Origin of the sequence: Pseudomonas putida (assembly GCF_028682455.1) — a bacterium.
GTDB classification, from domain to species: Bacteria; Pseudomonadota; Gammaproteobacteria; order Pseudomonadales; family Pseudomonadaceae; genus Aquipseudomonas; species Aquipseudomonas putida_AA.
The window spans coordinates 1,149,254-1,172,888 of record NZ_JANHLD010000002.1 but is presented as its reverse complement, the minus strand read 5'-3'; the positions used below and the strand labels follow the sequence as shown (position 1 = coordinate 1,172,888).

The 23,635-nt window shown below is 61.7% G+C and carries 29 protein-coding genes, 1 tRNA gene and 1 pseudogene; 14 read left to right on the top strand and 17 right to left on the bottom strand.

Features of this window, described 5'->3' with window-relative positions; all coding sequences use genetic code 11:
- Positions 1 to 33 precede the first annotated feature (33 nt).
- Positions 34 to 270, bottom strand: a complete 237-nt coding sequence (locus tag NPS58_RS15880; protein ID WP_084167912.1) for a hypothetical protein — start codon at positions 268 to 270, stop codon at positions 34 to 36.
- 254 nt (positions 271 to 524) lie between these two features.
- On the opposite strand from NPS58_RS15880, the gene NPS58_RS15875 reads away from it, so the two are divergent.
- From NPS58_RS15875 to NPS58_RS15865, 3 genes are all read left to right on the top strand, one after another.
- Positions 525 to 719 (top strand): hypothetical protein, encoded by a 195-nt coding sequence (locus tag NPS58_RS15875; RefSeq protein WP_274116299.1) that lies wholly within the window; start codon positions 525 to 527, stop codon positions 717 to 719.
- A 121-nt stretch (positions 720 to 840) separates the two neighbouring features.
- Positions 841 to 1,323, top strand: coding sequence for a GNAT family N-acetyltransferase (locus NPS58_RS15870; RefSeq protein ID WP_274116298.1), 483 nt, complete (start codon positions 841 to 843; stop codon positions 1,321 to 1,323).
- 66 nt (positions 1,324 to 1,389) lie between these two features.
- Positions 1,390 to 1,569 (top strand): hypothetical protein, encoded by a 180-nt coding sequence (locus tag NPS58_RS15865; RefSeq protein WP_274116297.1) that lies wholly within the window; start codon positions 1,390 to 1,392, stop codon positions 1,567 to 1,569.
- 59 nt (positions 1,570 to 1,628) lie between these two features.
- Here the strand turns inward: NPS58_RS15865 and NPS58_RS15860 are convergent, their stop codons facing one another.
- From NPS58_RS15860 to NPS58_RS15850, 3 genes are all read right to left on the bottom strand, one after another.
- On the bottom strand, positions 1,629 to 2,042 hold the full coding sequence (locus tag NPS58_RS15860; protein WP_274116296.1) for a DoxX family protein: 414 nt from the start codon (positions 2,040 to 2,042) through the stop codon (positions 1,629 to 1,631).
- A 124-nt stretch (positions 2,043 to 2,166) separates the two neighbouring features.
- A tRNA-Leu gene (locus tag NPS58_RS15855) sits at positions 2,167 to 2,251 on the bottom strand.
- A 150-nt stretch (positions 2,252 to 2,401) separates the two neighbouring features.
- Positions 2,402 to 2,614 (bottom strand): hypothetical protein, encoded by a 213-nt coding sequence (locus NPS58_RS15850; protein WP_274116295.1) that lies wholly within the window; start codon positions 2,612 to 2,614, stop codon positions 2,402 to 2,404.
- A 208-nt stretch (positions 2,615 to 2,822) separates the two neighbouring features.
- Between NPS58_RS15850 and NPS58_RS15845 the strand changes: the two genes are divergently transcribed.
- Genes NPS58_RS15845 through NPS58_RS15835 form a run of 3 tightly spaced genes read left to right on the top strand, consistent with a single transcriptional unit; the run spans position 2,823 to position 5,826 of the window.
- Positions 2,823 to 3,977 (top strand): two-component system sensor histidine kinase NtrB, encoded by a 1,155-nt coding sequence (locus tag NPS58_RS15845; protein ID WP_274116294.1) that lies wholly within the window; start codon positions 2,823 to 2,825, stop codon positions 3,975 to 3,977.
- A 12-nt stretch (positions 3,978 to 3,989) separates the two neighbouring features.
- The gene (locus tag NPS58_RS15840) at positions 3,990 to 5,435 is read left to right on the top strand and encodes an ATPase domain-containing protein (RefSeq protein ID WP_274116551.1); all 1,446 of its coding nucleotides are present in this window, start codon (positions 3,990 to 3,992) and stop codon (positions 5,433 to 5,435) included.
- A gap of 19 nt (positions 5,436 to 5,454) precedes the next feature.
- A complete protein-coding gene (locus NPS58_RS15835) occupies positions 5,455 to 5,826 on the top strand; it encodes a response regulator (protein WP_274116293.1) in 372 nt (123 codons plus the stop codon).
- A 95-nt stretch (positions 5,827 to 5,921) separates the two neighbouring features.
- On the opposite strand, the pseudogene csrA reads toward NPS58_RS15835, so the two are convergent.
- The 8 genes and pseudogenes from csrA to NPS58_RS15795 all read right to left on the bottom strand — a co-directional run.
- A pseudogene (gene csrA, locus NPS58_RS15830) lies at positions 5,922 to 6,107 on the bottom strand (carbon storage regulator CsrA); the annotation flags it as partial.
- Between the two features lie 280 nt (positions 6,108 to 6,387).
- On the bottom strand, positions 6,388 to 7,398 hold the full coding sequence (locus NPS58_RS15825; protein WP_274116292.1) for a DNA topoisomerase IB: 1,011 nt from the start codon (positions 7,396 to 7,398) through the stop codon (positions 6,388 to 6,390).
- Positions 7,399 to 7,441: 43 nt separating this feature from the next.
- On the bottom strand, positions 7,442 to 8,530 hold the full coding sequence (gene modC / locus NPS58_RS15820) for a molybdenum ABC transporter ATP-binding protein (protein ID WP_274116291.1): 1,089 nt from the start codon (positions 8,528 to 8,530) through the stop codon (positions 7,442 to 7,444).
- Between the two features lie 3 nt (positions 8,531 to 8,533).
- Positions 8,534 to 9,214: a molybdate ABC transporter permease subunit gene (gene modB / locus NPS58_RS15815; RefSeq protein ID WP_274116290.1), complete on the bottom strand. Its 681-nt coding sequence runs from the start codon at positions 9,212 to 9,214 to the stop codon at positions 8,534 to 8,536.
- On the bottom strand, positions 9,214 to 9,972 hold the full coding sequence (modA, locus tag NPS58_RS15810) for a molybdate ABC transporter substrate-binding protein (protein ID WP_274116289.1): 759 nt from the start codon (positions 9,970 to 9,972) through the stop codon (positions 9,214 to 9,216). Before modA ends, modB begins: the two co-directional genes overlap by 1 nt.
- 81 nt (positions 9,973 to 10,053) lie before the next feature.
- Positions 10,054 to 11,127 carry an NAD(P)H-dependent flavin oxidoreductase gene (locus NPS58_RS15805; protein WP_274116288.1) on the bottom strand — a complete coding sequence of 358 codons (1,074 nt, stop codon included), beginning with the start codon at positions 11,125 to 11,127 and terminating at the stop codon, positions 10,054 to 10,056.
- A gap of 28 nt (positions 11,128 to 11,155) precedes the next feature.
- Positions 11,156 to 11,326 carry a hypothetical protein gene (locus tag NPS58_RS15800; protein WP_274116287.1) on the bottom strand — a complete coding sequence of 57 codons (171 nt, stop codon included), beginning with the start codon at positions 11,324 to 11,326 and terminating at the stop codon, positions 11,156 to 11,158.
- A 4-nt stretch (positions 11,327 to 11,330) separates the two neighbouring features.
- The gene (locus NPS58_RS15795; protein WP_028941873.1) at positions 11,331 to 11,633 is read right to left on the bottom strand and encodes a DUF1883 domain-containing protein; all 303 of its coding nucleotides are present in this window, start codon (positions 11,631 to 11,633) and stop codon (positions 11,331 to 11,333) included.
- A 161-nt stretch (positions 11,634 to 11,794) separates the two neighbouring features.
- Between NPS58_RS15795 and NPS58_RS15790 the strand changes: the two genes are divergently transcribed.
- The 8 genes from NPS58_RS15790 (at position 11,795) to ahpF (ending at position 20,110) form a co-directional block, all read left to right on the top strand.
- On the top strand, positions 11,795 to 12,145 hold the full coding sequence (locus tag NPS58_RS15790; protein ID WP_274116286.1) for a hypothetical protein: 351 nt from the start codon (positions 11,795 to 11,797) through the stop codon (positions 12,143 to 12,145).
- 156 nt (positions 12,146 to 12,301) lie between these two features.
- Positions 12,302 to 12,952, top strand: coding sequence for a c-type cytochrome (locus NPS58_RS15785; protein ID WP_274116285.1), 651 nt, complete (start codon positions 12,302 to 12,304; stop codon positions 12,950 to 12,952).
- Positions 12,949 to 13,863: a c-type cytochrome gene (locus NPS58_RS15780; protein ID WP_274116284.1), complete on the top strand. Its 915-nt coding sequence runs from the start codon at positions 12,949 to 12,951 to the stop codon at positions 13,861 to 13,863. Before NPS58_RS15785 ends, NPS58_RS15780 begins: the two co-directional genes overlap by 4 nt.
- 88 nt (positions 13,864 to 13,951) lie before the next feature.
- Positions 13,952 to 15,313, top strand: a complete 1,362-nt coding sequence (locus NPS58_RS15775) for a UDP-glucose dehydrogenase family protein (protein WP_274116283.1) — start codon at positions 13,952 to 13,954, stop codon at positions 15,311 to 15,313.
- Between the two features lie 47 nt (positions 15,314 to 15,360).
- On the top strand, positions 15,361 to 16,200 hold the full coding sequence (gene galU, locus NPS58_RS15770) for a UTP--glucose-1-phosphate uridylyltransferase GalU (RefSeq protein ID WP_274116282.1): 840 nt from the start codon (positions 15,361 to 15,363) through the stop codon (positions 16,198 to 16,200).
- A 95-nt stretch (positions 16,201 to 16,295) separates the two neighbouring features.
- Complete coding sequence (gorA, locus tag NPS58_RS15765) at positions 16,296 to 17,651, top strand: glutathione-disulfide reductase (protein WP_274116281.1); 1,356 nt, start codon at positions 16,296 to 16,298, stop codon at positions 17,649 to 17,651.
- A 210-nt stretch (positions 17,652 to 17,861) separates the two neighbouring features.
- Entirely contained in the window at positions 17,862 to 18,425 is a 564-nt protein-coding gene (gene ahpC, locus NPS58_RS15760; protein WP_038612379.1) for an alkyl hydroperoxide reductase subunit C, read from the top strand.
- 122 nt (positions 18,426 to 18,547) lie between these two features.
- Complete coding sequence (gene ahpF, locus NPS58_RS15755; protein ID WP_274116280.1) at positions 18,548 to 20,110, top strand: alkyl hydroperoxide reductase subunit F; 1,563 nt, start codon at positions 18,548 to 18,550, stop codon at positions 20,108 to 20,110.
- Positions 20,111 to 20,146: 36 nt separating this feature from the next.
- On the opposite strand, the gene NPS58_RS15750 is transcribed toward ahpF, so the two are convergent.
- The 5 genes from NPS58_RS15750 to NPS58_RS15730 form a co-directional block, all read right to left on the bottom strand.
- The gene (locus tag NPS58_RS15750; RefSeq protein ID WP_274116279.1) at positions 20,147 to 20,977 is read right to left on the bottom strand and encodes an AraC family transcriptional regulator; all 831 of its coding nucleotides are present in this window, start codon (positions 20,975 to 20,977) and stop codon (positions 20,147 to 20,149) included.
- A complete protein-coding gene (locus NPS58_RS15745; protein ID WP_128325690.1) occupies positions 20,974 to 21,297 on the bottom strand; it encodes an AzlD domain-containing protein in 324 nt (107 codons plus the stop codon). Before NPS58_RS15745 ends, NPS58_RS15750 begins: the two co-directional genes overlap by 4 nt.
- Positions 21,294 to 21,992 (bottom strand): AzlC family ABC transporter permease, encoded by a 699-nt coding sequence (locus NPS58_RS15740; protein ID WP_274116278.1) that lies wholly within the window; start codon positions 21,990 to 21,992, stop codon positions 21,294 to 21,296. The genes NPS58_RS15745 and NPS58_RS15740 overlap by 4 nt, the downstream gene beginning before the upstream one ends.
- Before the next feature lie 104 nt (positions 21,993 to 22,096).
- Positions 22,097 to 22,750: a sel1 repeat family protein gene (locus NPS58_RS15735; RefSeq protein WP_274116550.1), complete on the bottom strand. Its 654-nt coding sequence runs from the start codon at positions 22,748 to 22,750 to the stop codon at positions 22,097 to 22,099.
- A 203-nt stretch (positions 22,751 to 22,953) separates the two neighbouring features.
- Entirely contained in the window at positions 22,954 to 23,568 is a 615-nt protein-coding gene (locus NPS58_RS15730) for a LysE family translocator (protein WP_274116277.1), read from the bottom strand.
- Positions 23,569 to 23,635: the final 67 nt, after the last annotated feature.

Here is a 23,635-nt window from a genome sequence, read left to right as displayed (position 1 = left end):
GCCGGATACAACCGTTTCACTGTTGCGTTTTGTTCAGACCGTCCTTAGTTGGGGAAACACTGCATAGTGACAGCTGGGCTCGCTATTTCTTCTGGCGCATTCGGCATCGGCCTCGGCCCTGGTGGGATAGCTGGGCTTGAGTCGAAGCTTTTCCTGATTGTCATAGAGGTCAAAACCTCCCGTGACAGTAGTTGCGTAGTATCGAGTGCCGTTGCGTACAGAATGCGTCTCAATGGGCACTGCTGGAACGACAACGAATCTTGGCAGCATTTTTTATACCTCCCCAGGTAAGACTTAAGTATTAGTCGCTGGGTTGACGGCCAACAAGGTCATTGGCGACCAAAACAGTGCCTGATGAGGCCTATGCCAGCGGGAGGCCCAGCGCAGGCGGTTGTCCGCTCGTCTGTTTTTGATAAGGACAAAAATGCAAACAATTCTCATTGGCTTTGATGTGGTGTAATCTCGCCGCCTTTCAGGCGGCACCTGGATTGCGTGCCTTCAATCAGCGCGACATGAGGATGGAGATGGACGATAAACAAGGAGCCGCAGCGATCCTGGAATGGCGGGCCAGGTACCTTGGCGAGCCTGTGCTGCAGGAAGCGGAGTATGACCAGGCACTGATGGCCGCGCAGCGGCTTGAGCACTCGGGCTCGGTGAGTACCGGCGAATGGGTGCAGATGGTGCGCCAGGCCAATGCCGCGTTGCTTCGCCAGAGGTGACAGCGGGCAGGGGCAGCCAGTGCCCGAGTGGACTGCCGCCCTTGCCCGAATTGGTCGGGTTCGCGATCGCCGATTCACCTTACATTGCCTGCCTTATCCACTCCAAAGGCAATTTCGAGCAATGACCAATCAGCAGAATGCAGTGACCGTTCGGGCCGTCCAGGCAGGTGATTATCCTCAGTGGCTGGACCTGTGGCTGGCGTACCAGGACTTCTATCAAGTGTCGTTGGGCGAGGCTGTGAGCCAGGCCACGTTCAAACGTTTCCTCGACCCGGATGAGCCGATGGTGGCGGCAGTTGCCGTGCACAATGGCGAGGTGGTGGGGATGGTGAATGCGGTGCTGCACCGTTCGACCTGGTCTGAGGCCGACTTCTGTTACCTGGAGGATTTGTACGTGGCGCCTTCGGTGCGTGGGGCTGGGGCGGGGAAATCCTTGATCGAGTGGGTCCAGGCGTTTGCCCGCCAACACCAGTGCGGGCGCCTGTACTGGCATACCCATCACAGCAACAAGCGGGCGCAGAAGTTGTACGACTGGGTCGCGCAAAATTCGGGTTGCATCGAGTATCGGATGAGCGTGGCGCCCGAGCAGGTCAAAGTGGATTGACCTTGGCGCATTGGGCGCTTATACAAGCGGGCCCACGCTGTTGTGGCGCACAACCAGGATCCTTTGATGCACGACGAACCAGACATCCACGAACCCGAACACGATCATCTGCTTGATCATGAGTTCCATGACGGCGATTGCGCGCTGCAGGACGAAGTCGACCCGATGTACGACCCGGTCGATGACCACGAAGATGAGGATGAAGTGGACTGGGATGAAGGCGTGAATACGCTGGATGACGTGTAGCAATTTAATCGCGGGGCAAGCCCGCTCCTGCAGTAGGAGCGGGCTTGCCCCGCGATCTTTTATCGTCCGTCTGCCGAGAACCTGCCGGCACCGGTCACGGCAAGCAGCAGCAAGCCACCGGTGATGCTCAGGTTCTTGAAGAACTGGACGCTGTTGGCGGCGCGCGCCGGATCGACCATGTTCCAGAAGGGATGGCCGATCACGGCGGTACCGACCACGAACAGGGCAAACAGGAACGCCAGCGGACGGGTATAGAACCCGACGATCAGCACAATTGCGACGAAGAACTCCATGGCCACTGCCACCCCGGCAGCTACCTGAGGCATTGGGGCACCCAGGGAGGCGAGGTAGTCGACGGTGCCGGCAAAGCCGGTCATCTTGCTCCAGCCTGACATCACGAACAGGATCATCAATAAAATCCGCGCCAGCAGGATGATCACGTCACGCTGGTTGTCGAACAGGGTATAGCGCATGGCTGCCTTCCTCTGTGATGGGGCAATTTCACCATAGCAGGTGCTTGCAGCCTTTGCGCCGCGGGCAGGGAAGGTATGAATCGCAGGCAGCAAAAAGGCGCCTTGAAGGCGCCTTTTTCAAAAATGGTGCGAGTGGCGGGACTCGAACCCGCAAGGCTCACGCCGGCAGATTTTAAGTCTGCTGTGTATACCAATTCCACCACACTCGCACAGGTTTGAAAGGGTCTGGCGACCGGGGCGTACGGGTGAATCCAAGCCCTGGGGAAAACGCATTTCCTCCGCAATCAAGCGTGCTTTATAACTCATCGTTATATTTGAGTCAACCGCGCTACCGCCTCCAGGCGCCGCCTGGGCCGGGCCTATCGACTGATTTTATGCGCAACGTCGCGAAGCTGCTCCACCGAGGCTTGCAGCCCCAGGATCTGCCCCAGCACATCGTCGGCGTCGGTGCGGTGGATCGAGCACTGCAGGTAGCGGGCGTGGCCGCCCAGTTCGCGCGAGACACGTTCAAGTTCGCGTGCCGTGCTGTGCAAATCGTCGTGAATGCCTTTCATCCGTGGGTCGGCAGCCAAGAGTTGCGTCCTCATTTACAGGGTGGTGGGAACCGGGAAGGGCTGACTATAGAGCAATTGACACCGGAATGTCATTGAGCCACTTTACCGCGAATTGGATCCAGCAAGAGTCAGTTGCGACACGTCCGGAAGAATTGCCGGGCTTGTGTCGTTGCAAGCAGCGTATGCTGTCTATTCTTGATTACGTCTGCGATTGCGTGGAGTTGCCATGGGTTCGTCTGATCGCTCGGATTTGCACGCCATGCATGCCAGTCGTTATGAGCAACTGGTGCAGGCGGTAGTGGATTACGCTATCTATATGCTCGATGTCGATGGTCACGTGGTGTCCTGGAACGCAGGTGCCCAACGGATCAAGGGCTGGCGCGCCGATGAAGTGATCGGCAAGCATTTCTCGCTGTTTTTCACCGAGCAGGATTGTATCGAAGGCAGGCCGGCCAGGCTGCTGGAGTTGGCCTTGAGTACCGGTGTTGCCCAGGATGAAGGCTGGCGTGTTCGCAAGGACGGCACCCAGTTCTGGGCCCTCGCCGCGCTGGATGTGATTCGCGGCACGGACGGCGAGATCGTCGGCCTGGCGAAAATCACCCGCGACATCACCGACCGCCGCGACGCTGCCCAGCAGCTCGACGTCATGCGCGCGCAGCTGTTCCAGGCGCAGAAGCTCGAAGCCCTCGGCCAGTTGACCGGCGGTATGGCCCATGACTTCAACAACCTGCTGACCATCATCATCGGCTCGGCCCGCCTGGCCCTTACCAGCCGTGACCCAAAGCGCACCCAGCGTTTGCTTGAGCATATTCTCGATGCCGGCGAGCGGGGCACCCAGATGACCCAGCAGCTGCTCAGTTTTGCCCGGCACAAGGCATTGAACTCCGGGAGGGTCGCTTTGCCACCCCTGATCGACTCGACGCGGATGTTGCTCGGTCAAGCGCTGCCCAAAGACATCGAGCTGCAAATACAGATCGACGCGGACGTGCAGGATGTCGAGGTCGATGGCGGGCAGCTGCAAATGGTCTTGCTCAACCTGATCTTCAATGCCCGCGATGCCATCGATAACGCGGGAGTGATCCGCTTGCACGCGCGCAACTGCCAGTTGCAGGGCGAGGTCGATGACTTGCGGGGCAGCTTCGTGCGCCTGGATGTCAGCGACACGGGCCGAGGCATCGCAGCGCATGTGCTGCCACGTATCTTCGAACCTTTTTTCACCACCAAGGCCTTCGGCAAGGGAACTGGATTGGGGTTGAGCCAGGTCTATGGTTTTGCCAGGCAAAGCAATGGCGCTGTGAGTGTCACCCGCAGCGCTGACGATGGTACCTGCATGTCCCTGTACCTACCGGTCTGCCAACCGGTCATTTCAACATCGAATTGAACAGGTCGCACTATCGTGGAACAGCTCAAACGACTTGCCAGTGGTATCAGTGGGCTCGATGCGCTACTCAAGGGCGGTTTGATCGTCGGTGCCTCCTACATCGTCCAAGGGCGGCCGGGGTCGGGCAAGACCATCCTGGCCAACCAGCTGGCCTTCAATCATGTCGGCCAGGGTGGACGTGTGCTGGTGGCCACCTTGTTGAGCGAATCGCACGAGCGCCTGTTCCAGTACCTTTCGACCCTGGCGTTCTTCGATCCGGCCCTGATCGGTGATCAGATCCAGTTCGTAAGCGCCTTCGACACCCTGGAAAGCGAAGGGCTGGACCAGGTGGTCAAGTTGCTGCGCGGCGAGATCAATCGCCACCAGGCCACACTGTTGATCGTCGATGGCCTGCTCACTGCCCGTTCCCGGGCCGAAACCCCGCTGGACACCAAGAAATTCATTGCCGAACTTCAAGGCCATGCCGCCTTCGCCGGCTGTACGGTGTTGTTCCTGACCAGCTCACGACTGGACGACGGCAGCCCGGAGCACACCATGGTCGACGGTGTGATCGAATTGGGCGAAGAACTGATCGGCAGCCGCTCGATTCGCCGCGTCCAGCTGCGCAAGACCCGCGGCAGCGGGGCACTATCAGGGTTGCACGAGTGCGAAATCACCGATCACGGTTTGCAGGTCTACCCGAGGCTGGAGTCGCTTTACAGTCATCCGAGCAGCCAGGGCAGCGAAGTGCTGAACCGGGTAGGCAGCGGAGTGAGGGTTCTCGATGAGCTGTTGGGCGGCGGCTTGCCCGAAGCGTCGATGACCCTGGTGATGGGGCCGTCCGGTATCGGCAAGACCTCCCTTGGCGTGAGCTTCCTGGGTGCCTCGACGGTCGATGCGCCCGGCCTGCATTTTGGCTTCTATGAAACGCCCCAGCGTCTACGCCTGAAGGCCAGCGCCCTGGGCCATGACTTTGCAGCACTGGAACGCAGCGGCGCGTTGCATATCGCCTGGCAGCCGACCACCGAGGGGTTGCTCGACGATGTTGGTGCACGCCTGCTGCGCCACGTTCAGGCGCATGGCATCCGCCGCGTGCTGATCGACAGCCTGGGCGCCTTCACCCGGCTGGCCACCAACCCTGCAAGGCTCAACGAGTTCTTCCGGGCCCTGATCGGAGAGCTGCGTGCGCGAGACATCAGTGTCATGGCTACCTGGGAAATGCGCGATATCTTCGGATCGGAAATCAACGCGCCAGCGCCCGACCTGTCGAGCATCGTCGATAACTTGCTGTTGATGCGATTTGTCGAGCTGGACTCGGAACTCAAGCGCTTGTTGTCGATTCTCAAGGTCAGGGACAGCTATTACGACCCGGCGCTGTTGGAGTTGATCATCAGTGACCAGGGCATCGATCTGAAAAAAGCCTTCACTCAGGCCACGGCGGTGATGTCCGGTACCGCGACGCCGGTGCAGGGTTCGTGAGTCTGCAGGCTGCACTGTCATGAGTACGATTCTGGTCGTCGACGACGAGTACTTGATCGCCAATATCCTGGGGTATGCCCTCGAGGATGAAGGGTATGTGGTCGAAACGGCGAGCAACGGCCAGAAAGCACTGGATTTCCTGAAAGAAAAGCGCGTGGAACTGGTGATCACCGACTACATGATGCCGCAGCTCAATGGGGAAGAGTTGGCCAGGAAGATACGCGAAGAACTGCAACTGCAAGGGTTGCCGGTGATCCTGATGAGCGGTGCCCAGGCCCATGAGGGGCGAGACAATCCCGACCTGTTCGTGGCGGTGTTCGACAAGCCGTTCGACATCGAAAAGATGATCGCCAAGGTCAAGGAGCTGGTCGGCACACCTGAATCGCCATGAGGCCATTGCGGCCCGCTGCCAGGGTTGCTCCGGCCAGGGTCAAGCGCATCCGTGCGGCTTGAGTCAGCGAGGGTTACTCGTGATGCTCGTCTCCTTTCTCCTTTCTCCGGCGCCGGGCTGCCGGCCTGGATGCGTTTGAAAATCTCCTCGCGGTGCACCTGGACATCTTTAGGTGCATCGATGCCGATCCTCACTTGCATACCTTTGACGCCCAGAATGGTGACTTTGATGTCGTCATTGATGACGATGCTTTCGCCAACCTTGCGGGTGAGTATCAGCATTTATATCTCCTTGGTAACGTAAGTTGCCTCGCAGGCCTTGCCCGCAGTGGCCGGAAACACGCGCAACGCGTTCCTCTATTCCTTCATTAAAGACGCTTTCGGCGGATATTAATTCCTCCGAACACAGATTCTGTAGTGAGTCTTTAGTAGCAGGTCCCCAGGGGGCGATTGAGCGCTCTGCAGCAGCGAACGCTGCTCACACCCGCAAGCATAGGGGGGTTGGGCGAATATGGGAAATTTCTCTGCGTGTTATGAGAACTATGGTCAATCAAAGGCAATTTCAAGGGGCAATACCCTGTAGAAATAGCAACAGGCGTACTTCCTCGACCTCCAGGCCCTTGCGTTTACGCGCGGGCGGTAGTTTGGCCAGCTCGCCACGGGTAAAACACTCCAGCAAGGCGGGGTGAATATAGCAGCGTCGGCATACCGCCGGCGTGTTGCCCAGGCGCAGGGCCACCTGCTTGACCGTTTCGACGATCTGCCGGCGGGCCTGTGGCTCCGGCTGCCATTGCAATTTACGCAACTGGCTCAGGGCAAGGGTGCTGCCTGCCCAGGTGCGATAGTCCTTGGCGGTAAAGTCGCTGCCGGTCAGCTGTTGCAAGAAGGCGTTGACGTCGGCCGAGCCGACGCAATGGCGCTGGCCCTGTTCATCCTGATACTGGAACAGGTCTTGCCCGGGCAGGTCCATGCAGCGCTTGACCAGGTTGGCCAGGCGGCGGTTGCGCAGTGTCACCTGGTGTTCGATGCCGCTCTTGCCGCGAAAGCAGAAGCGTATGGCGCTGCCTTGGACCTTGACGTGGCGGTTGCGCAGGGTGGTCAGGCCGAATGAGTTGTTGTCGCGGACATACTGGCGATTGCCCACGCGGATGAGCGTGGTGTCGAGCAGGCTCACCACCAGGGCCAGGACTTTTTCCCGGTCCAGCCCCGGGCGGGCCAGGTGGCTGTCCAACTGGCTGCGCAGTTTGGGCAGCAGGCCGGCAAAGGCCAGCATCCGGCCGTACTTGTGGCTGTCGCGAAAGTCGCGCCACAGCGGGTGGTAGCGGTACTGCTTGCGGCCACGGGCATCGCGCCCGGTGGCTTGCAGGTGGCCGTACGGGTCGGTGCAGATCCACACGTCGGTATAGGCGGGGGGAATGGCCAGCGCCTTGATGCGCTCCAGGGTAGGGGGATCGTTGACTCGCCGGTCGGCGGCATCGACGTAGATAAAGTGCCCGCGCAGTTTTTTACGCCGCAGGCCCGGCAGGCTGTCATCGACATAGTGCAGGTGGTCAGGCAGGGCAGTGTCGGGCATGGTGCAGGTCCGGTCGCGGGGGCGTGTTCTATGGACCGCGCGATCAGCCCAGCAGTGCCACCGACTTGATCTGCGCCACCAATTGCTGACCCGTGTGCAGGCCCAGTTGGTCGGCCGAATAGCGTGTGATCCGCGCCAGCAGCACACTGCCGTCGGCATCCAGGCTGATCAGCACATGGGCGCTGTTGTCGGCCGGCTGGTGACCGGTGACTCGCACCGGCAGGCGATTGAGGATGCTCGACTGGCTCTCGTGGGCCAGGCTCAGGCTGACATCGCGGGCCTGGACTTTCAGGCGCAACGCGGTGCCAAGCGCCATGGGCTCGTGGGTCAGGCGCAATTGCAGGGTGCTGCCAGGCAACTGCAGGCCGAGCAATTGATAGCCCGGGTCGTAGCTACTGACCTGGCCTTCGATAATCACCCCGGCATCGTCGCCCCGGGCCAGGGGCAGGTCGAGGCGGGCGAGGGTGGCGGCAATCGGGCCGCTGGCCTGGACCTTGCCGTGCTCGAGCAGTACCAGGTGATCGGCCAGTCGGGCGACTTCATCCTGGGCATGGCTGACGTAGATCAGCGGGATGTCCAGCTCGTCGTGCAGGCGCTCCAGGTACGGCAGGATCTCGCGCTTGCGCGGGCCATCGAGGGCCGCCAGGGGCTCGTCCATCAACAACAGCTGCGGGCTGCTGAGCAGGGCCCGGGCGATGCCCACACGCTGGGCTTCGCCACCGGAGAGGGTGGCTGGCTTGCGCTCGAGCAGGTGCTCGATGCCCAGCAACGCACAGGCTTGATCGAGGCTGACCTTGCGGTTTTTCGCCTCGATGCGTCGCCAGCCGAACGTGAGGTTGCCGTGCACCGACAGGTGCGGGAACAGGCTGGCCTCCTGGAACACATAGCCGATCGGACGCAGGTGGGGCGCCAGGAAATACTGGCGGCGCGAATCCTGCCAGACCTGGCCATTGACCTCGATGTAGGCATCGGGCGCACGTTCCAGGCCGGCCAGGCAGCGCAGGCAGGTGGTCTTGCCGGAGCCGGAGTGGCCGAACAGGGCGCTGATGCCGCGGCCAGGCAGTTGCAGTTCGACATCCAGTTCGAAATCGTTGCGCTCGACCTTGAGCCGCGCATGAATCGAGGCGCTCATCACTCAACTCCAGGCCGACTTGCCCCGGCGGCTGGTGTACAGCGCCAGCAGCACGAGGAACGAGAACACCAGCATGGCACCGGCCAGCCAGTGCGCTTGTGCGTATTCCATCGCTTCGACATGGTCGAAGATCTGTACCGACACCACGCGGGTCTTGTCGGGAATGTTGCCGCCGATCATCAGTACCACGCCGAACTCGCCTACGGTATGGGCGAAACCGAGGATGCTGGCGGTGATGAAGCCTGGGCGGGCGAGGGGCAGTACCACGTGGACGAAGCAGTCCCACGGTGTGGCCCGCAGGGTCGCGGCCACTTCCAGCGGGCGTTCGCCGATGGCGCTGAACGCGTTTTGCAGCGGTTGCACCACAAAGGGCATCGAGTAGATCACCGAGCCGATCACCAGGCCGGTAAAGCTGAACACCACGGTGCCCAGCCCCATGGCCTGGGTGGCCTGGCCGATCCAGCCGTGAGGGCCGAGGGCCAGCAGTAGGTAAAAGCCGATCACCGTGGGTGGCAATACCAGCGGCAGGGCCACCACAGCCCCCACCGGCCCGCGCAGCCAGGAGCGCGTGCGCGCCAGCCACCAGGCGATGGGGGTGCCGACCAACAGCAGGATCAAGGTGGTCAGGGTGGCCAGTTTGAAGGTCAGCCAGATGGCACCCAGGTCGCTGGCATCCAGTGGCATCAGATTTCGTAACCGTACGACTTGATCACCGCAGCGGCTTTAGGGCCCTTGAGGTAGTCGACCAGCGCCTTGGCAGCCGGGTTGTCCTTGCCCTTGTTGAGGATCAGCGCGTCTTGCTTGATTGGCTCATGCAGGCTGGCCGGTACGATCCAGGCCGAACCCTGGCTGACTTTGCCGTCCTTGTAGATCTGCGACAGGGCAACAAAGCCCAACTCGGCGTTGCCCGTGGAGACGAACTGGTAGGCCTGGGTGATGTTCTGGCCCTCGACGATCTTGGCCTTGGTGGCCTCGGTCAGCTTCAGCTTGTCCAGTACCTGGGTGGCAGCCAGGCCATAGGGTGCAGCCTTGGGGTTGGCAATGGACAGGTGCTTGAACTGGTTCTGCTTGAGCACCTCACCCTTGGCATCGACGTAGCCTTCCTTGGCCGACCACAAGGCCAGAGTGCCCACCGCGTAGGTGAAGCGCGAGCCCTTGACGCTGTCGCCTTCGCTTTCGAGCTTGGCCGGGGTGGTGTCGTCGGCAGCCAGGAAGACTTCAAAAGGCGCGCCGTTCTTGATCTGCGCATAGAACTGCCCGGTGGCGCCATAGGCGGCAACCAGTTTGTGCCCGGTGTCTTTTTCGAAATCCTTGGCAATCGCCTGGATAGGCGCGGTGAAGTTGGCCGCGACGGCAACCTGGACTTCGTCGGCCCAGGCACTGTTGACTGTCATGAATGCGGCCAGGGCGGCCAGGGCAAAACGGGGTGCGCACTTACTCATGAAACACAGCTCCATGGGCTGAGGGATAATCGTTGTATACAGGAATATATAGCGATTGTCCGAAAAACGGAAAGCTCTGTTTTATCGACGTAGCTGGGCAAGGGCCTTTTGCGCAAGCAGGCGGGTCAGCTCACCTGCCGGCAAGGCCTGGGCCAGACGCGCCGCCTGGCCCGACCAGAGATTGCTGAAGTCGCTGTTGCCGGCAGGCTCGCTGATCGCCCGCAGCGGCATGAGCGCGCCACCGGCCAGCGGAAAGTGCGGTGCCAGCGCGCTCATCGGCCCCAACTCGCGCATGAGTCGGGTGTTGATGCCGCGGGCCGGGCGACCGGTGAACAGATTGGTCAGCGCCGTGTCGCTGTCCTTGGCGTTTTGCAGCGCCTGACGGTGGGCGTCAGATACCTTGGCTTCGGGGCACAGCAGGTAGGCGGTGCCCAGTTGCGCCGCCGAGGCGCCCAGGGCCAGCGCCGCGACAATACCGCGATGGTCCCCGATGCCGCCGGCGGCAATCACCGGCACCTTCACCGCGTCGACCACCTGGGGCACCAGCGCCAGGGTGCCGACCTGGGTGTTGAGGTCGCTGCTCAGGAACATTCCGCGATGGCCGCCGGCTTCGTAGCCCATGGCGATGATCGCGTCGCAGCCATGTTGCTCGAGCCACAGCGCTTCATCGACCGTGGTGGCGCTGGACAGCACCTTGGCGCCGCTAGCCTTGACCCGCTCGAGCAGGCTCGCCTGCGGCAGGCCGAAGTGAAAGCTGACCACGGCGGGCTTGAAATGCTCGATCAGCTGGCAGCTCGCGTCATCGAACGGCGCGCGGTTGGACACCGGGGTCGGTGCGTCGAAGTCGGCGCCCAGTTCGTCGTAGTACGGCTTGAGTGCCTGTTTCCAGGCGGCATCGCGGACAGGATCGGGCTGGGGCGGCTGATGGCAGAAGAAGTTGACGTTGAGCGGGCCTTGGCTGGCCTGCCTGAACGCTTCAAGCTCGCTGCGGATCTGCTCGAGGCCCAGCGTTGCACAAGGCAGGGAACCCAGGCCGCCGGCGTTGCTCACGGCAATGGCCATGGCAGAGCCGGTGGAGCCGGCCATTGGCGCCTGGATGATCGGCACTTCGATGCCGAGCACGTCAAGAAGTCGAGTATCTGGCCAACGGTTCATGCCTGGGCGTCCTTGTGCGGTGCTGCGGTTACAGGGCTTTGCTCACCTTGATGTCGGTGATTTTCTTGGCGTCTTCGCCGTGCAGTTTTTCCAGCGCGGCCTGCACCTGGTCCGGCGCGTCGCTGCTGAGCAGCGCGAAGTCGAAACGACGCTCGCCGTCGAGCTTGTACTTGATGACGTACTTGATGGTCTGGCTCATGGGCTTATCTCAGCTTCGACGAGGAACGGCGGATAATTTTGATGGTGTGGGTGAAGGTCGGCTTGGTTACGGCCGACAAGGCCCGGGGGCCGACGGTATCGATGGTGATGTTCCAGAAGCCGGTGCTGGGCACGGTGATCTTGGCCGGGAAGTCGACAAAGGCGCCGCCATGATAGGTATGGCGACCACCATTCTTGAAGCTGCGGAAGTTGGCGTCGTTCATCAGGCGGATATTGCAGCGCTGGGAGCAGTGGATGACGACGATGTCATCCTCGTTGAGGTGCTCGCGCTGGTGTACGAATTTCATGTTGCTCTCCGCAAAGGATCTGTCGGCAAACCGAAACGATACCATGATCGCCGGTCACGCTGCCGCCCTTCGTACTGGCCAGCGCGATAATTCTGCCAACAAAGGGAGCAAAATGGACGGAACGTGGTCAGACTGTCTTTCCGTGGTGGAGGTGTAGCTTGATGAAGTGGGTTGTAGCAGCGCTGGCAGTTACGCTGGGTGGTTGTGTAAGCGTCTCGGAACTTGAAAACACGCCGGAAACCCTGAGCGTGATCTCCGGCAAGAAGCCCCAGGAGTACGCCGTTTGCGTGCAGCAGGAGCTGGCCGAGACGCGTGGTCCGCTGGAGGTGGAGAAGCACCACGACGGGCTGCGCCTGGTCGTGCCGCAGAAGGTCGGTGCGGGGCCTGCCGCCCTGGTCGACATCAATGAGCGTGGCGGCGGAAGCAGCATCAAGCTGTATGAGCGGTTGAACAATTTCCCGCTGCGCCTGGGTGATGTGAAAACCGCAGCAACGCACTGCATCTCCGGCTGAGCGATGCAGCCCTGTTTGCTAGCAAGCTAATCGTTTCAGCTGGCGATTTGCCATTTTCTTGTGCCGTACAGCGTTGTCGCTGGCGATGGATAGGCCTACTATCCATAGGCTTATGACAAATAAGCCTAAGCTTATAACAAGAAAATGGAGTCCGTGATGATCCCACTGGATCGAATCCTGATGAGCAGCCTGCTGCTGTTCTCAGTCACCGCAGCTCACGCCGCAGACGGCCAGAAAATCTTCAGCCAGGGCGGGCAGAACCCCGCCGCGATGGCTTGCCTGGGGTGCCACGGCGCCGATGGCAAGGGCATGGCAGCGGCTGGGTTCCCTCGTTTGGCCGGCTTGCCTGCCGCCTACTTGAGCAAACAACTGCACGACTTCCGTGACGGCAGTCGCAAGAACCCGATCATGGAGCCCCTGGCCAAGGCCCTCAGCGATGAGGAGATCCAGGCGGTCACCACCACCCTGGCTGCCATGCCCAGCGATCCCGTCGCCGATACCCGTCGCCAGCAAATGGCCAGCGACGCTACCCAGAAGCTGGCGCTGTATGGCGACTGGAGTCGCAAACTGCCCGGCTGTGTGCAGTGCCACGGCCCGGGTGGCGTTGGCGTTGGCGAGCATTTCCCGCCCCTGGCCCATCAGCCCGCTGCTTACCTTGTGGCACAACTCAATGCCTGGCGCGACGGCAGTCGCAGCAACGACCCGAACCAGTTGATGGTGGGCGTGGCAAAAGCCATGAGCGATGAGGAAATCCAGGCGATTGCCAACTACTTCGCCACCCCTGCAAGCACGGAGGCCAAGCCATGAAACCATTGATGTTCGGGGCCCTGGCCTTGGCCCTGGGAACTGCCCACGCCGCACCGATTGCCATGGACGATCAGTCGCAGATCAAGGTGCCGGCTGCCAGCGGCGCCCCCGGGTTTGCACCGCCCGCCGAGAGCGAGTTGCCAGACAACGCCTTCGGCAAGATGGTCCGCCAGGGCCATGCCTTGTTCGTCGATACCCGGCGGATGATGCCCGACAAGGTCGGCAACGGCCTCAACTGCAGCAACTGCCACCTGGACCAGGGGCGGCTGGGCAATTCGGCACCGCTGTGGGGCGCGTACCCCATGTATCCGGCCTACCGCAAGAAAAACGACAAGGTCAACACCTTTGCCGAGCGTATCCAGGGTTGCTTCCAGTTCAGCATGAACGGCACGCCGCCGGCGGCGGACAGCCCGGAAATGACCGCCTTGTCGGTGTATGCCTACTGGCTGGCGAGCAAGGCGCCGATTGGCGTGGAAACCCCGGGCCGCGGCTATCCCGAAGTGCCCAAGCCTGCACAGGGCTATGACTTCAAGCGCGGCGAGCAGGTTTACCAGCAGCAGTGCTCGATCTGTCACGGCGCCAATGGCGAAGGGCAGAAGGTGGCCAAGGACTACGTCATGCCGCCGCTGTGGGGCAAGGACTCGTACAACTGGGGCGCCGGCATGCACCGGATCAACACCGCCGCGTCCTTCATCAAGTACAACATGCCCCTGGGCAAGCCCGGCAGCCTGAGCGACCAGCAGGCCTGGGACGTGGCGGCCTTCATCAACCGCCACGAGCGCCCGCAGGACCCGCGCCTGGTGGAAGGCTCGATCGAGAAAACCCGCCTCAAGTACCACGCCAACGACGGGGTCAACCTGTACGGGCAGAAGCTCGATGGCGTGCTGATCGGGCAGGGCACTGGCAAATAGCCCCTTGTCACCGGCATGACGCAAAGTCGTCATGCCGGTGCAATACCCCTTGGTTGCAATGACCGCATCCCAGCAAGGAGAAGCGGCCATGCGACTGTGTGTGATCGGAGCGGGTTATGTGGGGCTGGTGACGGCGGCCTGTTTTGCCGAAATGGGCAACCAGGTGGTGTGCGTGGAGCGCGACCGGCAACGGTTGGCGCGTTTGCAGCGCGGCGAATGTCCGATCCATGAGCCGGGCCTTGAAGCGCTGCTCAAGGCGCAATTGGCCAGTGGCCGGCTCGGTTTTACCGAGGCCCTGGACAAAGGCGTGGCGCAGGCCGAGGTTGCCTTTATCGCCGTGGGGACACCCAGCCAGGAGGATGGCTCGGCCGATCTCGGTCACGTGCTGGCGGTGGCCGAGGCACTGGGGCAGTTGCTGACCCGGCCATGCCTTGTGGTCAACAAGTCGACCGTGCCGGTGGGCACCTGCGAACAGGTGGCCCGGCACATCCTGCAAGGTCTCAAGACCCGCGGGCTGAACATACCGGTGAAGGTGGCGAGCAATCCGGAGTTTCTCAAGGAAGGTAGCGCCATCGACGATTTCATGCGCCCTGACCGGATCATCCTCGGTTGCGACGACCCGGACGCCGCGGCACTGTTGCAGCGCCTGTACAGCCCGTTTGTGCGCAACCATGATCGGGTACTGCTGATGAACCCAAGGGCCGCCGAGTTCAGCAAGTACGCCGCCAACGCCTTTCTGGCGACGAAAATCTCCTTTATCAACGAACTGGCCGGGCTGTGTGCACAGCTGGATGTGGACATCGAGCAGGTGCGCCGTGGCATCGGCAGCGATACGCGCATCGGCACGCACTTCATCTACGCCGGCTGCGGATATGGCGGCTCGTGTTTTCCCAAGGATGTCCGGGCCTTGCTCCACACCGCGCAATCCGTCGGCTACCGCATCGCGATCCTCGAGGCCGTGCAGGCCCGCAATGCATTGCAGAAGACTTTGCTGTTCGAGGCGCTGGTCCGGCACTTTGGCGGTTTCTTGCACGGTCGGGTGGTGGCGGTCTGGGGGCTGGCGTTCAAGCCGGGTACCGATGATCTGCGCGAAGCGCCGAGCCTGGTGTTGATCGACGCATTGCTGGCCGCTGGCGCGCGGGTCCAGGCTACCGACCCCGCGGCCCTGGAAGGTGCGGCACAGCGCAATCCCGAGGCCGTGGCCAGCGGTCGGTTGCGTTTGTCGGCCAATCCCTACGCGTGCGCCGAGGGCGCCGATGCCCTGGTGCTGGTGACCGAGTGGAAACAATACCGCCAGCCCGATTTCGTCCGCTTGCGCGGCTTGATGCGTATGCCCGTGGTCTTCGATGGGCGCAATATTTATGATCCGGGGGAACTATCTACACTAGGATTTCTCTATCATGGCATCGGCCGCCCGGTGGCAGGGCATTGTAAGGTGACTGCCGCCTGATTAGACTGCGCCGAATTTCGTACGCAAAGCCCTTGTTAAGGACGTATATGATCAAGAAATGCTTGTTCCCGGCAGCCGGTTACGGCACCCGCTTCCTGCCTGCTACCAAAGCCATGCCCAAGGAAATGCTGCCGGTGGTGAACAAGCCACTGATCCAGTACGGCGTTGAAGAAGCGCTGGAAGCTGGACTGAACGAGATTTCCATCGTTACCGGCCGCGGCAAGCGCGCCCTGGAAGACCACTTCGACATCAGCTACGAGCTGGAAAACCAGATCAAGGGCACCGACAAGGAAAAGTACCTGGTCGGTATCCGCCGCCTGCTCGACGAGTGCTCGTTCTCCTACACTCGCCAGACCGAAATGAAAGGCCTGGGCCACGCCATCCTCACTGGCCGCCCGCTGATCGGCGACGAGCCGTTCGCCGTGGTGCTGGCTGACGACCTGTGCGTCAACCTCGAAGGTGACGGCGTGCTCAAGCAGATGGTCAAGCTGTACGAGCAGTTCCGCTGCTCGATCGTCGCCATCCAGGAAGTCGATCCGCAGGAAACCAACAAGTACGGCGTGATCGCCGGCGAAATGATCCGCGACGACATCTACCGTGTGAACAGCATGGTCGAAAAACCTGCCCCTGAAGATGCGCCGTCGAACCTGGCCATCATCGGCCGCTACATCCTGACCCCGGACATCTTCAAGCTGATCGAAGAAACCGAGCCAGGCAAGGGTGGTGAAATCCAGATCACCGACGCCCTGATGAAGCAGGCCCAGAACGGCTGCGTCATGGCCTACAAGTTCAAGGGCAAGCGCTTCGACTGCGGTGGTGCAGAAGGCTACATCGACGCCACCAACTTCTGCTTCGAGAACTTCTACAAGACCGGCAAGGCCTACTGAGCCATCGGTGTTGTGTGAGAAAGCCACCTTCGGGTGGCTTTTTTGTTTACGGCCCCTGACAGGGGGTATGCTGTCGGCCTGGCAAGGAGACTGAAATGGCCCATGATTTTGATCTGTTCGTGATTGGCGCCGGTTCCGGCGGTGTGCGCGCGGCGCGTTTTGCCGCAGGTTTCGGTGCGAAGGTGGCGGTTGCCGAAAGCCGCTACCTGGGTGGCACCTGCGTCAACGTCGGCTGCGTGCCAAAAAAGCTGCTGGTGTACGGCGCCCACTTTTCCGATGACTTCGAGCAAGCGGCGGGCTTTGGCTGGTCGCTGGAAGACGCCCAGTTCGACTGGGGCCAGCTGATCGCCAACAAGAACCGCGAAATCGAGCGGCTCAATGGCATCTACCGCAACCTGCTGGTCAACAGCGGGGTGACCCTGCTCGAAGGGCACGCCAAGCTCGCCGGTGCCCATGAAGTTGAAGTCGATGGCCAGCGTTACAGCGCCAAGCACATCCTCATCGCCACGGGCGGCTGGCCGCAGATTCCCGACATTCCGGGCAAGGAGCTGGCGATCAGCTCCAACGAGGCGTTCTACCTCAAGGAGTTGCCAAAGCGTGTACTGGTCGTCGGCGGTGGCTACATTGCCGTCGAGTTCGCCGGCATCTTCCAGGGCCTGGGCGCCAAGACCTCGCTGCTGTATCGCGGCGATCTGTTCCTGCGCGGTTTTGACGGCGGCGTACGTACCCACCTCAAGGAAGAGCTGGAAAAGCGCGGCCTGGACCTGCAGTTCAACAGCGATATCCAGCGCATCGACCGCCAGGACGACGGCAGCCTCAAGGCCACTCTCAAGGATGGCCGCGAGCTGCTGGCCGACTGCGTGTTCTACGCCACCGGCCGGCGCCCGATGCTCGACAACCTGGGCCTGGAAAACACCGGGGTCGAGTTGGACCCGCGTGGTTTCATCCGCGTCGATGACCAGTACCAGACCACCGAACCGTCGATCCTGGCCATTGGCGATGTCATTGGCCGCGTGCAACTGACGCCCGTGGCCCTGGCCGAAGGCATGGCCGTGGCGCGTCGCCTGTTCAAGCCCGAGCAATACCGCCCGGTCGACTACCAGAACATCCCGACAGCGGTGTTCAGCCAGCCTCCGATCGGTACCGTGGGCCTGACCGAGGAGCAGGCGCTGGAGCAGGGGCACCAGGTGCAGATTTTCGAAAGCCGCTTCCGGCCGATGAAACTGACCCTGACCCATGTGCAGGAAAAGACCCTGATGAAGCTGGTGGTCGACGCCGATACCGACCGCGTGCTGGGTTGCCATATGGTCGGCCCCGATGCGGGCGAGATCATCCAGGGCCTGGGCATTGCGCTCAAGGCCGGGGCGACCAAGCAACAGTTCGACGAAACCATCGGCGTGCATCCGACGGCGGCCGAGGAGTTCGTTACGCTGCGTACGCCGACTCGCTAAGCGTTGCGTTTATCGCGGGGCAAGCCCGCTCCTGCAGGTTTTTGTGGGAGTGGCTTGCCCCGCGATGCTTCCAACTAATCCCTTCTATTAATACGCATCTGTTATAGCCAAAACCAATCAGCAACATCAGCTTTACCAATGAGCATTGAGCCAGTGTATTAGCTACGATTCTCCCATCAGATTTTTCAACCCCCTGAAGGAGAGTCACTCATGCCTATCATCAATAGCCAGGTAAAACCGTTCAAAGCCACTGCTTACCACCAGGGCAAGTTCGTCGAAGTGTCTGAAGCCGACCTGAAGGGCAAATGGTCTGTGGTGTTCTTCTACCCAGCCGACTTCACCTTCGTCTGCCCGACTGAACTGGGCGACCTGGCCGACAACTACGCCGAGTTCAAAGACCTGGGCGTGGAAATCTACGGCGTGTCCACCGACACCCACTTCACCCACAAAGCCTGGCACGACACCTCGGACACCATCGGCAAGATCCAGTACCCGTTGATCGGTGACCCGACCCACGTCATCTCGCGCAACTTCGACGTGCTGATCGAAGAAGCCGGTATCGCTGACCGTGGCACCTTCGTGATCAACCCTGAAGGCCAGATCAAGATCGTCGAACTGAACGACGGTGGTGTAGGCCGTGACGCCAGCGAACTGCTGCGCAAGATCAAGGCTGCCCAGTACGTTGCTGCCCACCCAGGCGAAGTGTGCCCGGCCAAGTGGAAAGAAGGCGAAGCCACTCTGGCGCCATCGCTGGACCTGGTCGGCAAGATCTAAGACCGTGAGCCAGCCGAGGGCGGTGGTCCGCCGCACCTGACGTTGTCACCGCCCCGCAAAAACGCCCGGGCGCTTTCGCCCGGGCGTTTTACTTTCTACCGTTTGAAAAAGGAATCGCCCGTATGTTGGACGCCACGCTTAAAACTCAGTTGAAAACCTACCTGGAGCGGGTCACTCAGCCGATCGAGATCGTTGCCTCCCTCGATGACGGCGCGAAATCCCGCGAATTGCGCGACCTGCTGGTGGAAATCGCCGGCCTGTCGACCCTCATTACCTTGCGCGAAGACGGCAGCGACGCCCGTCGCCCTTCGTTCTCGCTCAATCGCCCGGGAGCGGATATCAGCCTGCGCTTCGCCGGCATCCCCATGGGCCACGAGTTCACCTCGCTGGTGCTCGCCCTGCTGCAGGTCGGCGGTCATCCGTCCAAGGCCAGCGCACAAGTGATCGAGCAGATCAGCACCCTCAAGGGTGAGTTCAACTTTGAAACCTACTTCTCGCTGTCGTGCCAGAACTGCCCGGACGTGGTCCAGGCGCTGAACCTGATGGCGGTGCTCAACCCCAACGTGCGTCACGTCGCCATCGACGGTGCTCTGTTCCAGGCGGAAGTCGAATCGCGCAAGGTCATGGCCGTGCCGAGCGTCTACCTCAACGGTGAAGTCTTCGGCCAGGGGCGCATGGGCCTGGAAGAGATCCTCGCCAAGCTGGACACCAGCGCCGGTGAGCGCCAGGCCGAGAAGATCAACGCCAAGGGCGCCTTTGACGTGCTGGTGATCGGTGGTGGTCCTGCCGGCGCTGCAGCAGCAATCTATGCTGCGCGCAAAGGCATCCGTACCGGTGTCGCGGCGGAGCGCTTCGGCGGTCAGGTACTCGACACCATGGCTATCGAGAACTTCATCTCGGTGCAGGAAACCGAAGGCCCGAAACTGGCCATGGCCCTGGAAGAGCACGTCAAGCAGTACGATGTCGACATCATGAACCTGCAACGCGGTGAAGCGCTGATCCCGGCCACGGACGGTGGCTTGCATGAAGTGCGCCTGGCCAGTGGGGCCTCGCTCAAGGCCAAGACCGTCATCCTGGCCACCGGTGCCCGCTGGCGCGAAATGAACGTGCCGGGTGAAAAAGAGTACCGCAGCCGTGGCGTTGCCTACTGCCCGCATTGCGATGGCCCGTTGTTCAAGGGCAAGCGCGTGGCGGTGATCGGTGGTGGCAACTCGGGTGTAGAAGCGGCCATCGATCTTGCGGGTATCGTCGCCCAGGTGACCCTGATCGAGTTCGACAGCCAGTTGCGCGCCGATGCCGTGTTGCAACGCAAGCTGCACAGCCTGCCGAACGTCAAGGTCATCACCAGCGCCCTGACTACCGAAGTGCTGGGCGATGGCGAGCAGGTCAACGGCCTGCGCTACAAGGACCGCAACAGCGATGAGCTGCATGACATCGCGCTGGAAGGCATCTTTGTACAGATCGGCCTGCTGCCCAACACCGATTGGCTCAAGGGCACTGTCGAGTTGTCGCCGCGTGGCGAGATCATTGTCGATGCCCGTGGCCAGACCAACCTGCCGGGTGTGTTTGCCGCAGGCGACGTGACCACGGTGCCGTACAAGCAGATCGTGATTGCCGTGGGCGAGGGTGCCAAGGCTTCGCTGGCGGCCTTCGACCACCTGATCCGGACGTCGGCTCCGGCCTGACAAACGAGCGGGAGCCGGCAATGCCGGCTCCCGCTCCTACCCCATGCATGCCCGCCGATACTCTCCGGGGGTCACCCCATAGGCCTGCTTGAACTGTCGGTTCAAGTGGCTCTGATCCGAAAACCCCAACGCAAACGCCACATTGAAGGGCAGGCAATCGTTCTTCAACAGCTCGCGTGCGCGGCTCAAACGACGTTGCTTGAGCCAGGCGTGCGGCGGCAGTCCCGTGGCCTGGCGAAACACCCGGGCAAAATGAAACGGCGACAGGCTGACAGCCTGGGCCAGTTCCTGCAGCGAAGGGGGGTAGGCCAGGCGACTGTCCATCAGTTCTTTGGCGCGGGCCACCGCGCACGGTTCATTGCCCGGCGCGCGAGGGCTGACCACGTGGGCATGACGCTGCAGCAGCAACAACACCGCCTCGCGCCAGGCAGTCTGTTGTTCCAGTGCGCTGGCACCATGTTCGGCAGAGCTGTGCAGCCAACTGAATGCCTTGGCCAGTTGCGGGTCGTGCAGCACGCTGGCCTGAAAGCTGGGCAGGCCGTCGCGCTTGAGTTCCAGCTCGTCGAGCACGCCGGTGATGCGCTCGCTGTCGGGGTAGAAGCCGCGATAGCGCCAGCCCTGTTCATGGGCCTTGGCCCCGGTGTGCAACTCGTCTGGATTGATCAGCACCATACTGCCCACCGGCGCCAGGTGCTCGCTGCCCCGGTGCCAGAAGCGCTGGGCACCGGACTCGATGATGGTGATGACATAGCCTTCATGCACATGGGGTGCGAAGCGCTGCTGGATGTAGCGGGCGTGCAACAGCTCGATATCGCCCAGGGCGGGGGCTTGCCAGAAGCGGGTCTGTTCTTGGGCTGCTGCGTTCATGGACTGCCGTTCAACCACCAGCGAAAGACAAAGAAGAAAGCCATGCTCACCAGCATGCTGATCAAGGTGCTGCGGGTCAACAGCACCAGCACTACTGCCACCACCGAGCCGAGCAGGTAGGGATTGGCCAGGCTCAAGTCGAGCTGGTGGCCCGGCAGGAAAATGATCGGTCCGCATATTGCCGTGAGCATGCCCGGTACGGCAAAGCCCAGGAACTGTCGCGCATTGGAACTCAGGCGCAGGGGCAGGCGCGGTTCGAGAAAGGCATAGCGGTTGAGGAACACCAGCAGGCCCATTCCGATAATCAAGGCAAAGATCATGCGCGTGCTCCGCTGAATTTCTGGCAGATGAAGCCTGCACTCATGCCCAGCAGTCCGGCGGCCACCAGGCCGGTTTCCCAGTGCCAGGCACTGAACAGCACCGAGCTGAACAACGACACCGCCACGCACACCACGGTGGGCAGGTTGCGTACCAGGGGGGCAATGAGGGCGACGAAGGTGGCGACGATGGAGAAGTCCAGGCCCAGTTGGTCCAGGTGCGGAATGTTCTGGCCCAGGATGATTCCGGCCAGGGTGAACAGGTTCCAGGCAATGTAGAACGTCAGGCCCACCCCCAGGGCGTACCAGCGGTTGAACTGCTGCTGGTCGTACTGGCTGGTCAGGGCAAAGAACTCATCGGTGAGCAGAAAGCCCAGGCCCAGCCGCCAGCGGGTTGGCAGCCCCGACAGGACAGGGCGCATCGACAGCCCGTAGAGCAGGTGCTGGGAGGTGAGCAGCAGGGTGGTCAACAGAATCGAGAACAGGTTGGCCCCACCCTTGATCATGCCGATCGCTACCAGTTGTGCAGCACCGGCAAAGACGATCGCCGACAGACCCTGGCCCTCCCACGGGCTGAGGTTGGCTTCGATGGCCATCGATCCGGCCAGCAGCCCCCAGGGGGCGACGGCAAGGGACAACGGCAGGATGGCGATGGCGCCTTGGATAAACGCCTGGCGTGCGAAGGGTGGAGTCGACATGTAAATCTGCGGCAGCTGAACAAGGACGTACAGAATGCCAGAGCGCGGAGCGGGTGACTTGAACGATCTTGCTGTGTGCGGTCACCCATTGCTGGGGCGGGGCGTCAGTGTTGAAGGCTCAACAGCCGCTGTTGGGCGGCAAAGCAACCGTTGAGGTCTACGGCTTTTTGCCAATAGGCCTGGCGCTGGTCCGGCTTGATGTTGCCCTGCAAGCGATAGATTTCGGCCTGGTAGTCGCGCTGGCGACCCCATTGCAGCGCCAGGCCCTGGGGCTGCTGGCGGTTGCACTGCAGGCGTTCGGCCGGCTGCGGATAGTAGGCGGCGTAGCGGGCGGCCAGGGTGGGGATTTTTTCCAGATCCTTGGCAAATGCGGCGCTGTGGCTGTACTCGGTACACCAGGTCTCGATCCCCAGGGCGGCCGGGGCAAAACCCTGGGCAAGGCTGTCTTGCAGCAGCGGGCAGGCAGCGGCAGGGATTTCATCGGCAGGCAGGTAGGTCATGTAGTAGAGCGCCAGGCGGTAGCGGGCCACCGGATGCTCGCGCTCGACGGCTTTTTTCAGCAGGCTCACCGCCGGCGCCAGGGTGCGACCCAAGGCCTGGCCTTGTTGGGCCAGGTCCTGGTCGGTGGTGCTGGTCTTGAGGCTGAAACCGCTGCTCTGTGCCTCGGCCTGTTCCAGGAAGGTCAGGGCCTGGCGGTACAAGAGGTCGGCATGGGGATCGATGGGCGCATCGTCAGCCAGGGCGCAGGCAGGGGCCATCACAAGGATCAGGCTGCGCAGTACCTGCGCGCGTATCACGTTGAGGCCTTTGTGAAGCAGGGGCTGGCGGCTGTGCATGAATAATTCGGTACGGCTGTGAAGTTCAGGGTTCAATCCGACTGTCCATAGTGTGGTTCGAAGGGGCCTGGGTGTTCGGCGTTCATTCTAACCGTACCAGGACCGCAGACCAAACCCACGGCGGATCAGGAGCGGAGCGCTTCGAGATTGTAGAACAGCCCCACCACGGCGATCACCAGCAGCAACCCACCGCTGGTCAGGCGGATCAGCCGTTGATGACCGGGGGACACGAGCTTGTGGGTCATGAAGATATAAAGGCCCAGTATCGCCAGATCGATCATCACCCACACAAGGGAAAGTAGTAACAGGCTGTGACCTACATGAGTGCTCACCTGAATGAACTGTGGGAAAAAGGCTACAAAGAACAGGATGTCCTTCGGGTTTGACAGGCCTACCGCAAACCCTTGCCACCAGCCGCCCGAAGCGGCACTGGCCGCGGGCTGGGCGTCGTCCTGCCCGGCCTGGCGCAGGCTGCCAATGGCCAGGTAGGCGATGAACAGGCAGCCGACCAGACTCAAGGCCGCAAGCCAGCGTGGGTCGATCACCACGCTGGTGAGAATCACCCCGGCCGCCACGGCGATCAGCACCAACGAGGCTCCATTGGTGCCCAGGGCCGTGGCCACGGCCTGGCGCCGGCCGGCGCGGGCGGCGGTGTCGACAACCAGAGCCACCACGGGGCCCGGGGTGGCAATCAACAACAGGACGGTCAGGGCATAGGACAGCAGCAGGGCGGTGTTCATCGGCAGGCTCGGAGAGTGAGGTATACCGGTATTCTCGAGAGCAGCCTTGCCCTTGTAAAACGCCTGT